This is a genomic window from Rhodococcoides trifolii, assembly GCF_014635345.1.
Lineage (GTDB): Bacteria > Actinomycetota > Actinomycetes > Mycobacteriales > Mycobacteriaceae > Rhodococcoides > Rhodococcoides trifolii.
The window spans coordinates 595,912-609,221 of record NZ_BMCU01000001.1; the positions used below are offsets into that span (position 1 = coordinate 595,912).

General features: G+C 66.3%; 13 protein-coding genes. 5 read left to right on the forward strand and 8 right to left on the reverse strand.

The window, feature by feature from the left end; genetic code table 11:
- Positions 1 to 26: 26 nt before the first annotated feature.
- Together sodC and IEW02_RS02805 are read left to right on the forward strand one after the other, a co-directional pair.
- Positions 27 to 704, forward strand: coding sequence for a superoxide dismutase[Cu-Zn] (gene sodC / locus IEW02_RS02800; RefSeq protein WP_188543158.1), 678 nt, complete (start codon positions 27 to 29; stop codon positions 702 to 704).
- Positions 686 to 1,813 (forward strand): glutamate--cysteine ligase, encoded by a 1,128-nt coding sequence (locus IEW02_RS02805; protein WP_188543159.1) that lies wholly within the window; start codon positions 686 to 688, stop codon positions 1,811 to 1,813. Before sodC ends, IEW02_RS02805 begins: the two co-directional genes overlap by 19 nt.
- An 8-nt stretch (positions 1,814 to 1,821) precedes the next feature.
- Here IEW02_RS02805 and mnhG read toward each other — a convergent pair whose 3' ends face one another.
- The 6 genes from mnhG to IEW02_RS02835 are packed head-to-tail and all read right to left on the reverse strand — an operon-like array spanning position 1,822 to position 8,032.
- Complete coding sequence (gene mnhG, locus IEW02_RS02810) at positions 1,822 to 2,160, reverse strand: monovalent cation/H(+) antiporter subunit G (protein ID WP_188543160.1); 339 nt, start codon at positions 2,158 to 2,160, stop codon at positions 1,822 to 1,824.
- A complete protein-coding gene (locus tag IEW02_RS02815; protein ID WP_188543161.1) occupies positions 2,157 to 2,447 on the reverse strand; it encodes a monovalent cation/H+ antiporter complex subunit F in 291 nt (96 codons plus the stop codon). Before IEW02_RS02815 ends, mnhG begins: the two co-directional genes overlap by 4 nt.
- Positions 2,444 to 3,001 carry a Na+/H+ antiporter subunit E gene (locus IEW02_RS02820; protein WP_188543970.1) on the reverse strand — a complete coding sequence of 186 codons (558 nt, stop codon included), beginning with the start codon at positions 2,999 to 3,001 and terminating at the stop codon, positions 2,444 to 2,446. Before IEW02_RS02820 ends, IEW02_RS02815 begins: the two co-directional genes overlap by 4 nt.
- A gap of 5 nt (positions 3,002 to 3,006) precedes the next feature.
- Positions 3,007 to 4,620, reverse strand: coding sequence for a Na+/H+ antiporter subunit D (locus IEW02_RS02825; RefSeq protein ID WP_188543162.1), 1,614 nt, complete (start codon positions 4,618 to 4,620; stop codon positions 3,007 to 3,009).
- Complete coding sequence (locus IEW02_RS02830) at positions 4,617 to 5,204, reverse strand: Na(+)/H(+) antiporter subunit C (protein ID WP_188543163.1); 588 nt, start codon at positions 5,202 to 5,204, stop codon at positions 4,617 to 4,619. Before IEW02_RS02830 ends, IEW02_RS02825 begins: the two co-directional genes overlap by 4 nt.
- Positions 5,201 to 8,032: a Na+/H+ antiporter subunit A gene (locus IEW02_RS02835; protein WP_188543164.1), complete on the reverse strand. Its 2,832-nt coding sequence runs from the start codon at positions 8,030 to 8,032 to the stop codon at positions 5,201 to 5,203. Before IEW02_RS02835 ends, IEW02_RS02830 begins: the two co-directional genes overlap by 4 nt.
- An 87-nt stretch (positions 8,033 to 8,119) precedes the next feature.
- Here IEW02_RS02835 and IEW02_RS25320 point away from each other — a divergent pair, with 87 nt between their 5' ends.
- Both IEW02_RS25320 and IEW02_RS02840 read left to right on the forward strand, forming a co-directional pair.
- Complete coding sequence (locus tag IEW02_RS25320) at positions 8,120 to 8,251, forward strand: hypothetical protein (protein WP_268236690.1); 132 nt, start codon at positions 8,120 to 8,122, stop codon at positions 8,249 to 8,251.
- 1 nt (position 8,252) lies between these two features.
- Entirely contained in the window at positions 8,253 to 8,786 is a 534-nt protein-coding gene (locus IEW02_RS02840) for an ASCH domain-containing protein (protein WP_188543165.1), read from the forward strand.
- Between the two features lie 19 nt (positions 8,787 to 8,805).
- Here IEW02_RS02840 and IEW02_RS02845 read toward each other — a convergent pair whose 3' ends face one another.
- Positions 8,806 to 10,200, reverse strand: coding sequence for a hypothetical protein (locus IEW02_RS02845; protein ID WP_188543166.1), 1,395 nt, complete (start codon positions 10,198 to 10,200; stop codon positions 8,806 to 8,808).
- A 71-nt stretch (positions 10,201 to 10,271) separates the two neighbouring features.
- Between IEW02_RS02845 and IEW02_RS02850 the strand changes: the two genes are divergently transcribed.
- Positions 10,272 to 11,024 carry an isocitrate lyase/PEP mutase family protein gene (locus IEW02_RS02850; RefSeq protein WP_188543167.1) on the forward strand — a complete coding sequence of 251 codons (753 nt, stop codon included), beginning with the start codon at positions 10,272 to 10,274 and terminating at the stop codon, positions 11,022 to 11,024.
- A 7-nt stretch (positions 11,025 to 11,031) separates the two neighbouring features.
- Here IEW02_RS02850 and IEW02_RS02855 read toward each other — a convergent pair whose 3' ends face one another.
- A complete protein-coding gene (locus tag IEW02_RS02855) occupies positions 11,032 to 13,281 on the reverse strand; it encodes an AAA family ATPase (protein ID WP_229745748.1) in 2,250 nt (749 codons plus the stop codon).
- Between the last annotated feature and the right edge of the window lie 29 nt (positions 13,282 to 13,310).

Sequence of the window (13,310 nt, forward strand, 5' to 3'; positions counted from 1 at the left end):
GCCCGAACACCCCAGGAGAAAAGCTGATGGCCCGCTGGCAGCAACGTCCGATCCGTTTCGCGGCACCACTGATGGCGGTCGCCGCATTCGGTCTCGTGGCGTGCAGCGCCGGTGAGGAAGCCAGCGACGTGCAGGGCACCACGCCGCCGGTCTTCACGGGCTCGGCGAACCCGAGTGCGTCCGCGGAGGGCGGCGAGGGCGGCGGTTCGGGCGAAACCCTCGTCGGCGAGCTCGACTCGCCGTCGGGTGAATCGGTGGGCTCGGTGACCTTCACCGACGAGGGCGACTTCCTCCAGGTGTCGGTCCAGGCCGAGAACCTCACGCCCGGATTCCACGGGTTCCACATCCACCAGGTCGGTGTGTGCGAACCGAATTCGGTGGCCCCCGCCGGCGGCGCTCCCGGTGACTTCCTCTCCTCCGGTGGCCATCTCCAGGTCGGCGGACGTACCGAGCACCCCGCCAGCGGTGACCTCACCTCGCTGCAGGTGCGCGAAGACGGAACTGCCGAACTCACGACGACGACGGACACGGTCACCCTCGAGGATCTGCGCAAGGGTGTGTCGGTGATCGTGCACGCCGGCCCGGACAACTTCGCCAACATCCCCACTCGATACACCCTTCCCGACGGTGCGCCGGTTCCCGACGAGACCACTCTGATGACCGGCGACGCGGGCGGCCGAGTTGCGTGCGCCGTTCTGAAGTAGCCTCCGCAGTCCCCTTCGCCTCGTCGCCCCGCCCGACCATCGGCGTGGAGTGGGAAATTGCGTTGGTGGACAAGACGACTCGTGACCTGTCCAACACCGCGGCCGAGGTCATGGAACGAGTCGGCGACACTCCTCGCGTCACGAAGGAGTTGCTGCGCAACACCGTCGAGCTCGTCACCGGGGTGTGCGACACCGTCGCCGAGGCGATGGACGACCTCAGTGGATCCCTGGACATGGTCCGGCGTGCGGCCGAGCCCCTGAACGTCGATCTCTTCTGCGCCGGAACACATCCCTTCGCCGAATGGTCGTCGCAACAGCTGACGAAGGCTCCGAGTTACGACGAGCTCATCGAACGCACGCAGTGGTGGGGCCGCCAGATGTTGATCTTCGGCGTCCACGTACACGTCGGCATCAGATCGGCCGAACGCGTGTTCCCGATTCTCAATTCCATTCTGCTGCAGTACCCGCACCTACTGGCCCTGTCCGCGTCGTCCCCGATATGGGCCGGGTCCGACACCGGGTACGCCAGCAATCGGGCGCTCATGTTCCAACAGCTCCCGACGGCCGGGCTGCCGTTCCAGTTCGACGAATGGTCACAGTTCGAAGGATTCGTGCACGATCAGCTCAAGACCGGCGTGATCGATCAGCTCGGCGGAATGCACTGGGACATCAGGCCGGTGCCGCGCCTCGGCACCATCGAGATCCGGGTGTGCGACGGGGTGTCCACCAAGCGTGAGCTCGGCGCCCTCGTCGCCCTGATTCACTGCCTGGTCGTTCACCTCGACGAGCGCCTCGACGCGGGTGAGACTCTCCCGACGATCCCTCCGTGGCACGTGCAGGAAAACAAGTGGCGCGCAGCCCGTTACGGGCTCGACGCTGAGATCATTCTCGACGCCGACAGCAACGAGCGACTCATGACCGACGACCTGTCCGATCTGCTGGAGAAACTGACGCCGGTCGCGGTACGGCTCGGGTGTGCCGACGAATTGGCTGCGGTGGCGGACATTCCGCGACGGGGCGCGTCGTATCAGCGGCAGCGCCAGGTTGTCGCGTCGGGTGGTGATCTACGGGACGTCGTGGATTCGCTGATCGCCGAGCTAGACACCTGACACCTGCCTTACTTTTTCTCGTCCTTCTCCATCTCGTTGATCGCGAACAATCCGTCGCGACCTCGCTGCTCGCGGTAGGCAACCCGGCCGACCGCGTGAGCGATGACCGGTGCCGTCAACACCGTGAACATGCCGACGAGCACCAGCATCCAGATGTCGACGTTTCCCCGCAGGCTGATGATGGCTCCGATCAGAACCGACAACAGGCCCACCACTTGAGGTTTGCTGGCCGCGTGCATCCGCGAGAGTGTGTCGGGGAAACGGACGACGCCGATCGCGGCGGTGAAGGCCAGGATCGCCCCGACGAGGATGAAGAACCCCGAGACGATGTCGAGTACCAGGTTCATCGGTCCTCCTTGGCGACACCGTCGCCGAGTTCGATATCGGCGACGCGGAATCGGGCGACGCTGACCGAGCCGACGAAGCCGACCAGAGACAGTGCCACGATGGCCGGGACCAGCGTCGTGTCACGGCTGTAGACCGCCCAGGTCGCGATGCCGCAGGCGGCGAGTGCGATCAGAGTGTCGACCGCGACCAGGCGGTCGAGGGTGTTGGGTCCGGCCAGCAGGCGGTAGGAGGTGATCACTGCCGCAACCAGCAACAGCACACCGGCAATGACGAGAACCGTTGTCATTCGGGCGAACTCCCCTCGTACTCGTCGCGGTGCCAGGGTGCCGGCTTCCAGTCCGACGGCCGTTCGAACGACTCGATGAAGTACTGCTCGTACTTGCCGATGATGCGCCGGAACTGCTCGACCGACTTCTCGGTGCCCACGTCGAGAACATGGACGTAGAGCAGGCGGCGGCGCTTGTCGATCTCGAGCACCATGGTTCCGGGCACCAGATTCAGTGCGTCGATCAGCAGCGTGAGCACCAGATCGGACTGGATGGACACCCGGTGTCTGAGCACGCCCGTGATCGGCGGCGGGCCGGGACGTAGTGCGGCCCAGGCGACCTGGGCGCTGGAGATCACCGAGTAGTACAGGACGACGGCGATTAGCTTGACCACGGCGCGCAGGTGGACACGCCCTTCGACGTCGACACGCGGGAGCGGCAGCGCCACCATGACCACGGCGCCGACGGCGAGTCCGCCGAGGATGTTCGCGGCACTGACGTTGCCCCACAACAGCACCCACACGAAGGTCAGCCACAACAGGACGAAGAGCCGCAGTACGCGAGTTCGGTTCAGCAACGTCATCGTCCCGCCTCCACTGGGTCGTCGGTGGTGCCGAGCACCGCGGTGATGTACACCAATCGATCCTGCAGGTCCTCCGCCGCGCGGTCGCTGATCCCGATGAACCGCCCCGCGAAGACCGTCAGCGCGAGGCCGACGCCCACCAGCGCGATCGTCGGCACCAGCATCGCCACGGGCATGCGGCCCACGCTCTCTCGCGTCGCGAAGTCGATGTCGGACGAATCGTCCAGCAGCGCAGAGGGAGTGGCGTCGGACAGGTCACCGTCGGGCGCGTCGGCGCGGGGGCGCCAGAACGCCTTGGTCCAGACGCGGGCCACCACGTACAGAGTGAGCAGCGACGTCAACGTGCCGCCACCGACCAGAATCCACGCGAGAGCGCTGCCCTGCGCAGCGCCGGCCTGCAGAAGAGCAACCTTGCCGATGAACCCCGAGAACGGCGGAATACCACCGAGATTGAGGGCGGGGATCAGGAAGATCACACCCAGCAGCGGACTCGCCGCAGCGAGCCCGCCGAGTCGCCGCAGCGAGGACGAGCCCGCCTGACGCTCGATCAGTCCGACGACGAGGAAGAGCGTCGTCTGCACGATGATGTGGTGCGCAACGTAGTACACCGAACCGGACAGGCCGGACTTGGTCGACAACGCGACGCCGAAGATCATGTACCCGATGTGACTGACGAGCGTGAACGACAGCAGGCGTTTGATGTCGCTCTGCGCGATGGCACCGAAGATGCCCACGATCATCGTCAGCAGACCACAGATCAACAGCACGTTGTCGAGCTGGCCACCGGGGAACAGCAGGGTATGCGCCCGAATGACGGCGTAAACGCCCACCTTGGTCAGCAGGCCCGCGAACACCGCGGTGACCGGGGCCGGAGCCGTCGGGTACGAGTCGGGGAGCCAGGCCGACAGCGGGAACACCGCAGCCTTGATGCCGAACGCCACCAACAGGACCGCGAAGATGGCCAGCCGGGTGCCCTCGGGGACGGTGTCCATACGCAGCGCCATCTGCGCGAGGTTGAGCGTGCCCGTCGCTGCGTACGCGAAGCCGATGCCCGCCAGGAAGATGAGCGACGACACCATCGACACCATCACGTAGGACACACCCGCGCGCACTCGATCGGCGCTGGCGCCGAGGGTCAACAACACGAACGACGCGGCCAGCAGCACTTCGAATCCGACGTACAGGTTGAAGAGGTCACCGGCCAGGAATGCGTTGCAGATACCGGCCGTCAGGGCGAGGTAGGTCGGCAGGAAGATCGACACGGGCTGGTCGTCGCTGCCGTCTCGAATGCCCTGACCGACCGCGTACACCATGACCGCCAGCAGCACGATCGTCGACACCACGAGCATCAAGGCGGACAGGCGATCGACCACGAGGGTGATGCCGACGGGTGATTCCCAACCACCGACCTGCACGGCCGTGGTCCCGTCGCGGTCCGCCAGGAAGAGCAGTATCCCCGAGATGGCGACGACGGCGATCAGAGCCGAGAGCGCGAGGAGTCGTTGGGCGCGGGGACGCCGGCCGACGACGAGGCACGCTGCCGCGGCGAGCAGCGGAAGCAGGACGGGAAGCGGCGTCAGGACGCCGGTCAACGAGGAGGACAGGGTCATGACTCGGACCTCGACTCGGCGCCCGACGTGCTGTCATCGTCGTCGAAGTCGTCGTCGTCGAAATCCCCGTCGTGCAGGTCGACGTAGCACTCCAGGTCCTCGATGTTCTCCAGTTTTTCGAGTGGAATGGGGTTCCCGTCCTTGTCGAACGCGTCGCCGCCGAAGCTGGGTTCGCCCGTGACCGGGTCGTCCGACCGGTCGTGATCGGGTGCGTCGGCAGGAGTGCGTCGCTGTGAGATCTTCTTGTCCTCGGGGTCGTCCTCGAGGGTGTCCGCGACATTGATCGTGTACGAGCGGTAGGCGAGCGCCAGCACGAAGGCCGCGATACCCATCGTGATCACGATTGCGGTCAGGATCATGGCCTGGGCCAGGGGATCCGCGTCGCTCTGCGCGGTGTCGGACGTGCGTCCGAAGATGGGCGGAGATCCCGCGGTTCCACCGGCGGTGAGCAGCAGCAGATTGATTCCGTTGCCGACGAGCATCAAGCCCAACAACATTCGGGTGATGCTGCGTTCGATGAGGAGGTACACCCCGACCGAGACGAGAGCACCGACGACGACGAGGAGAGCGAGGTTGGCGGTCACTGCTGCTTCACCTCCACCTGTGCGTCGAGTCGGGCACCGAGACTTCGCAGCACGTCCAGAACCAGTCCGATCACGATGAGGTAGACGCCGACGTCGAAGAACAACGCGGTCACGAGCTTGATGTCACCGAGAACCGGAAGCGTCACCTCGAAGGTTGCCGACGACAGGACCGGCGCGCCGAGGAACAACGACGCCAACGCGGTACCGCCGGCGAAGAACAACCCGAGTCCGAGGATCTTGCCGGCGTCGATCGGGACGGTCTCGCCGATCTCGTATCGACCCCCGGCCAGGTAGCGGAGCACGAGGGCGAGCCCGGCGGTGAGGCCGCCGGCGAAACCGCCGCCCGGCGCATTGTGGCCGCTGAAGAAGAAGTAGACGGACAGCACCATCATCGTGGGGAAGATCAGCCGAGTGGTGACCTCGAGGACGAGGATGCGTTGGCGCGGGTCGAGCAGTTCGCTTCCGCTGAGCCAGGTGATCTCGTCGGCCGCCTGCTCGGAGTCCATGGCGCCCGGTGCGTCGGACACCTTGGGAGCGCTGCCGAACCGCCGGTTACGGAACACCAGCGAAGCGACGCCGGTGGCTGCGACGAGCAGCACCGAGATCTCGCCGAGGGTGTCCCAGGCGCGAATGTCGACCAGGAGAACGTTGACCGTGTTCCGGCCGTCACCGAAGTAGTAGGCGAGATCGGGAAGCAGCTCGGCGATGGGCCGCGAGTTGCGGGCATTCATGGCGTACCCACCCAGCACGGCGACGGTGGTACCGACGGCGAGCGCGAGCAGGATGCGAGGGCCCTTGTGCCCGATCGACTTTCGTTCGTCGACCTCGGCGGGGAGCTTGCGCAGGACGAGGACGAAGACCACGAGGGTCAGGGTCTCGACGAGGAACTGGGTGAGCGCGAGGTCCGGCGCACCGTGCAAAGCGAAGATGACGCCGCAGCCGTAGCCGGTGATGCCCATGAGAACGACGGCCGCGAGACGGTTGCGCATGACGGTGGTGCCGAGCGCGGCGGCGATCATCACCGCACCGACGACGAGCTGGATCGGCGTGTCCCACAGGCGAAGTTCGATGCCGGTGCGGGTGAAGGTGGCCAGCACGATCACCGGGAACAGGACGGTGGTGACCAGGATGGTGGCCTGGGTGAGAGGCAACGAACCGCGCTGCGTGGTGCCGGTCAGACGAAGCGAGATCATGTCCATCGACCGCAGGACACCGTCGTAGATGCGGTCGGCGTTGCCCAACGGGGGCTTGGCGAAACGCAAGCGCGCCACTCTGCGGTGGGCGAGGTAGACGGCGAGACCGCCGACGATCACCACCACCGTCAGCGCGAGCGGGACGTTGAATCCGTGCCACAGGGCGAGGTGGTACTCCTCCTCGTTCCCCAGCGGCAGCGTCTTGGTGTACGGCGAGAGGATCGGGTCGACCCAGTGCGCGCCCAGCCCGGCGACCGCGCCGAGGACGGCGAGGAACAGCGGCGGGAACAGGAACAGCGGACCGGGAGCGTGCATCTTCGCCACGGCCGGACTCGGTGCACGGAGCTGCTTGCGCCCGAACGCACCCCACACGAAACGAACGCTGTAGGCGAGCGTGAGGATCGAGCCGACCACCATCGCGGCCAGCACCACGAGGGCCACCGTCGGGTTCAGGACATCGGTGTGCAGGACGGATTCGAACGCAGTTTCCTTGCCGACGAAGCCGATGAACGGCGGCAGGCCCGCCATGCTCGCTGCCGCCAGGGCTGCGATGGCCCCGAGTAGTGGCGCCTTCTTCCCGAGGTGGGCGAGCTTGCGGATGTCCCGCGTCCCGGTCGAGTGATCGATGACGCCGACGACCATGAACAGGGTGGCCTTGAAGAAGCCGTGAGCGATGACCATCGTGAGGCCGGCGAGCATCGCAGTCTGCGACCCGAGTCCGACCAGCGCGATCAGGAATCCGAGCTGACTCACCGTGCCGAACGCGAGGACCAGTTTCAGGTCGTGGACGCGGAGTGCACGCCACCCGCCGAGGAGCATCGACCCCAACCCGAGCGTCAGGACGGTCACCCGCCACGGGGCCGAATCGGCGAACCCCGGTGCCAGCCGGGCGACGAGGTAGATGCCGGCTTTCACCATGGCCGCGGCGTGCAGGTATCCGCTGACCGGAGTCGGCGCAGCCATGGCGCCCGGCAGCCAGAAGTGCATCGGCACGATGGCGGACTTGCTGAGCGCACCGATCAGAATCAGGACTATTGCGACGCCGGCGAGCCACCCGTCCGGCGGGTTCGCCACTAGGTCGGAGAGGTTGTAACTGCCGCCGACCTGACCCAGCACGATCATGCCGACGAGCATCGCGAGACCGCCGGCGGTGGTGACGAGCAACGCCTGCGTCGCGGCCCGACGGCTCGACGCGCGCTCCGCGTAGTGGCCGACGAGCAGGAACGACAGCACCGTCGTCAGTTCCCAGAAGATGTAGAGGATCAGCATGTTGTCGCTGGTCACCAGGCCGAACATGGCACCGGAGAACGCGACCATCTCGGCGGCGAAGATGCCGAGCCGGGGTTCGTCGTTCTCGAAATAACGGGTGCAGTAGACCAGGATCAGCGCGCCCACGCCGAGGACAAGGGTCGACATGACCGCCGACAACGAGTCGAACCGCATGTCGAAGTTCATCGACAGGCCGGGGGCCCACTCGATCTGCAGGCGCTGTTCGGTGTTCCAGTTCGCGAAGACCCAGACCAGACTCGCCAGGGGAACCGCGGCGAGCACGAAGAACGAGTTACGGCCGAATCGGTGGATCAGCGCAGGGGCCAACAGCGCCGCAACGAGGTGGGCAATGAGAATTACAAGCAACAGGCACTCCGTCGTGAATTGTGGGCGGCGGGGTGTCTTGAATCGAAGACCTCCTCATACTACTGTGCCGCGCTACCGTGTTCCGCGATGAGCGTGATTATTCGTACGGCGGCACTCGCGTATGTGAACGAAGGGCGACTGCTGCAGGCGCGGTCCGACGTCGCGCCGGGGTCGATGTCGGTCTTCCGCCGGTTGCAGCGAGACGGCATCATTTCCTGACATGCGCTTCGACAACGCCACGCTCGACGGGATCATCGCCGGCCTCATCACCTTCACGTTCCGCGCGTGGGACCGGCCCCGCGTACTCGTCGGCACCCAGCTGCGCACGCGCCGCGGAGTCGTCGAGGTGACCTCTGTCGACAAGGTCGGACGAGTATCGCGAGCCGATGCACTGGCGGCCGGCTTTGCTTCACTGACCGACTTGAAAGAATTCCTCGCGAAGAAGGGCGGCGACACCTATCGCATCGGCCTGGTCTTCGCGGGCGAGGATCACCGCATCGCGCTGCGCGAATCGACGGACGTCGGCGGTCTGGACGAGGCCTTGAGTCACAAGCCGTGGGCCATGGACATCCTCTACGCCATCGACGCTCAGCCGGCGGTGCTGTCGACGATCATCGCCGATCAGTTCGGGTGGGAGCGTGCGCCCTTCAAGCGTCGGGTGCGTCAGCTCAAGGAGTTGGGGCTGACGGAATCGTTGGAGGTCGGGTATCGGATCAGTCCGCGAGGAAAGGCGTACTTGGCGTCGAAGGCCTGACGGTCGAGACGATCTACCGTCACAGCGCTTCTGGCATCGGTGCAGGCTTCGGGCGCGACATGGCGATTCGCAGAGCGCAGTACGCGACGACGGCGAACATCAGCCACTCGCCGAACCTGTCCGCTGTACTGAAGGTGTCTCGGGTGTAGCCGAGTATCGACGTGCTGTCGTCGAACAGTTCTGCCAACGACGCACCCACCAACTCCGTGTTGCTCGGCAGCATCGCCGCCGTTGCGAACACCCCCGCCATTCCCGGTATCGCGACGGCGAGGGCTCGCACCGAGTCGTCACCGTTGCCGGCGTCCGCAGGGATGGTCAACGAGCCGATGAGCAGCGTCGCGCCGAACCCGGTGAGGACCACTGCGGCGACGGACTCGACCTCGGATCGAACGAGAGCGGAGACGAGTGGGGACGCGGCGAGCAGACCCAGACCCAGCCACGGCATCGTTCGCCGGCGTACCCGCCACGCGAGAGCCGCGGCCAGCACCAGAGCCCCGATGCCGCCGAAGAACGGGATGAACTGCGGAAGCTGTTGCGCAGCACGCAAAGACGACCACACCGACACGGACGACGCGGTCACGGCGACGGCAGCGAGGGGCAACCGGGCGTCGTGATGATCCCACCGCTTACTCACCACGTCGACCGTCACCACGAAGGCCGCGACACACACGGCTGCGACCACCCACAGCCCGTAGCCACCGTCCGGAATGCGGCGGACGATCACGGCTGCAACGACGCGGCCCACCACGGCGACGATCGCTGCGTACATCACCATGCGGAGGGCGACCGATCGGTCCGGGCCGGGAGGGGCGTCCTGCGATTGCGGCGGCTCCACGGTGCACGCGACTGCGGTCACGACCACGGCGACCAGCAGCCACCACGCCGCTTCACCGAAGACGCTGGAGCTGTAGGGGAACGACGGAGCGTACTGGTTGGACAACCCGTCGACGACGCCCTGCGTCGCGGACAGCAGGTAACCTCCGCTCACGCCGCCGGCGAGAGCAACCCATCCCGGTCTGGACCGCCGTACCGCGTAGGCCGCAGTGCCGACGAGAACGCCTGCAGCACAGCACTTCAGGATGTGCAGGAACGTGAGGACGTCGACGCTCGCAGCGTCCGGGACGGTGACCTTGACGAAGGTGACGAGGATCGCGGTGATCGTGATGACGACCCAGAGCGGACGCGGGCTGGTCGAAGAGAACCAGGACCAGAGCGCGTAGCTGAGGACGACGACGAATGCTCCGACACTCGTGGCGGTTGCCTGCGCCGTCAACCATCCGGCGGTGTCGTCGAGGGAGGCGTTGAACACCCAGCCGTCGCTGCGCGGACTGGCGAAGACGAAACCGCCCAGTACGCCCGTGAGGACAGCCGTGACGACGAGCAGTGCCGGGCGGACGTGCTGGAAACGTGACATCACAGTGGAATCTATCGGTCGATTCCGTGAATGGGGAATTGTTCTCCTACTGGGCGTGGTTGCATCGGGACATGACGACTCTCAGCTCGAAAGCAACGACGCTGCTCGAACTCCACCAGCCGGGCAACCCGGTCATCCTCCCCACCGTGTGGGACGCATGGTCCGCCAACCTGGCCGTGTCCGCCGGATTCACGGCTCTGACCGTGGGCAGCCACCCGGTGTCGGACTCGATCGGCAAGCCCGACAACGAAGGCATCACCTTCGACGAGCTTCTCGCCCGCATCGTCCAGATCACCAGCGCGGTCGACGTCCCGATCTCCGTCGACATCGAGTCCGGATACGGCGAGGATCCGAAGCGGCTGATCGACGGTCTGATCGAGGCCGGTGCAGTCGGCCTCAACATCGAGGACACCGTTCACGGCGAGGGTGGACGTCTGCGCGAAGCTCAGGAACATGCCGACTTCGTCGGCGCATTGCGTGCGGCTTCGGACGCCACCGACGTCCACGTGGTGATCAATGCCCGCACCGACCTCTTCGTGAAGCAGATCGGTGACGAGAACGACCGCGTCGACCGTGCCATCGACCGGCTGAAGCTGGCCGCCACGGCCGGAGCCGATGTGCTCTACCCCGTCGGTTTCCACAGCGACGCCGATCAGAAGCGTCTGACGTCGGAACTTCCCAAGCCGGTCAACGCCATCGGTCACGCGAAGAACAGCGAGAAGGCTTCGTTCGGACCGCTCGGTGTGGCACGCGTCAGCTTCGGCCCGACGTGGCAGATGGTGCTCGGCGAGTACGCGAACGACGTTCTGGGTCGCTGGAAGTAACTCACACTCACCGGTTCTCCGCGTACATCCGCAACGCCTCCACCTGAACCGGGTCGAGGGACGGGCGTACAGCGAGCCTCGCAGCGTCGACGTCGGCGGCCGATACGGTCGCCGCGTCGACGCTGCGCCGCATTGCGGCCAGAGCGGCTTCGCGGAGCACCGCGGAACAGTCGGCCGCCGAATATCCGTCGAGTTCGTCCGCGAGGGCGTCCAGGTCGACCTCCGGCGCGAGCGGGATGGATTTCGACGAGGTAGCGAGAATTGCCCTGCGCGCCTGAGCATCCGGCGGCGGGACGAACACCAGCTTCTCCAGTCGGCCGGGCCGCAATAGCGCCGGGTCGATGAGCTCGGGGCGGTTGGTTGCGCCGAGCACCACCACGTTGCGCAGTGGTTCCACCCCGTCGAGTTCGGTCAGCAGCGCGGCGACCACCCGATCGGACACCCCCGAATCCGAGCTCTGTCCGCGACGCGGCGCCAGCGCGTCCACTTCGTCGAGGAAGATCAGTGACGGCGCCGAGTTGCGCGCGCGTTCGAACAGTTCGCGCACCGCTTTCTCGGACGCACCGACCCACTTGTCCATCAGCTCGGCACCTTTGACGGCATGCACGCTGAGTTGACCCGAGCTGGCGAGGGCGCGGACGACGAACGTCTTGCCGCAACCCGGAGGTCCGTAGAGCAGTACGCCGCGCGGGGGGTCGACACCGAGTCGTGCGAACGAGTCCGGGTGTCGCAGTGGCCACAGCACCGCTTCGGTGAGAGCCTGCTTGGTCTCGACCATGTCGCCGACGTCGTCGAGAGTCAGACTGCCCACCGCGAGTTCCTCTGTGCCCGAACGGGACAGCGGTCGAACGACGTCCAGCGCTCCGACCAGATCGTCCTGGGTGAGTTCGGGTTCGGCCTTGTCCCTGCTCGCCCGCGACGCTGCCCGCAATGCCGCCTCCCGGCACAGCGCTGCGAGGTCGGCAACCACGAAACCCGGTGTTCGCGAAGCGATGTCGGCCAACACGAGGTCGGACTTCGGAACCTTCCGGAGCAGCACGTCGAGCAGGGCGGCCCGGATAGTGCCGTCGGGCAACGGAAGTGACAGCTCACGGTCGCAGATATCCGGCGAGCGCAGCCGCGCGTCGGTCGAATCCGGGTGCGCCGTCGTACAGATCAGCGCCGTTCCGGCAACGTTCACGATCTCACGCAAATGCTCGAGTATCAGCGCCGCAACGGGTTCCGGTGTCGATGGCAGCAGGGCGTCGACGTCGGTGATCAGTAGGACACCACCGCTGCGGACACGGTCGACGGCGGCGGCCACCGCGGACTGTCGACCTTCGGCGGCGAGCGACCCCACCGTCGGACCGTCGAGTTCGATCACCACCCGTTCGGCACTCACGGCGCGTGCCATCGTGGCCTTGCCCACTCCGCCGGGTCCGGTGATCAGGACGCCCAGTCTCGGTGTGGCACCCAGGGTTCGCAACAATTCCGGCTGGTCGAGGGCGAGGTCGAGCCACTCGTGCAGCTTGGACGCCTGCGCCCGCGAGCCGATGAGGTCGTCGACTGGGATACGCGGCGCCGCGGACACCGTCGGTGCAGCCGACCCGGCTTCAGCAGGACGGTCGGCTATGTCCATCGCAGCAAAGCCTTGGTCCATCGCAGCGAAGCCTTGAAGGCCCACGACCGAGCCGACCCATCCGACCCCCGAATTGGGTTGCACACTCACCGGGCCGCCCGATGGCGTCACCGCGGTGACGGTGAGCAACTCGGTGGTCCAGGTGACTCCGAAGGCGCGCGACAGGCTTTGGCTCGTGGCGCTGGTACTGGTCCCCGGTCCGAGGTCGCGAGGCAGAAGCGATACCGTGTCGCCGACCGTCAACACTTTGCCCAACAGCGCTTCTCGCAGAGTCGAGGGGGTGATCGACGAGCTGGCCAATGTCGATCCGGACACCGTCACGGTCTTGGCCCCGTAGACGGTCACCGGCGACACCACCACCGACGCGTTCTCTTTCAGCCCCACGTTGGAGAGGGTCACGTCGTCGAGCAACGCTGTACCGGTGGGTGTTCCGTCGGGAGCGAGCGCGACGACGGCGGCGGTGCGGCGTGCGCCGACGAGCGCGACAGCGTCCCATTCGCGGAGGCCGAGGGCAGCGAGCACCTCGGCGTGGATCCGCACGACACCTCGGCGGGCGTCGGCGGCGGATGTGGTGAGGCGAATGGTCAGCGCCAGTTGTGCTCGCAGGTCGGACCCCGGTCGGTCGTGATTGGTTGTCACCCACCCCAGACTAGCCGCGATAAAGTGCG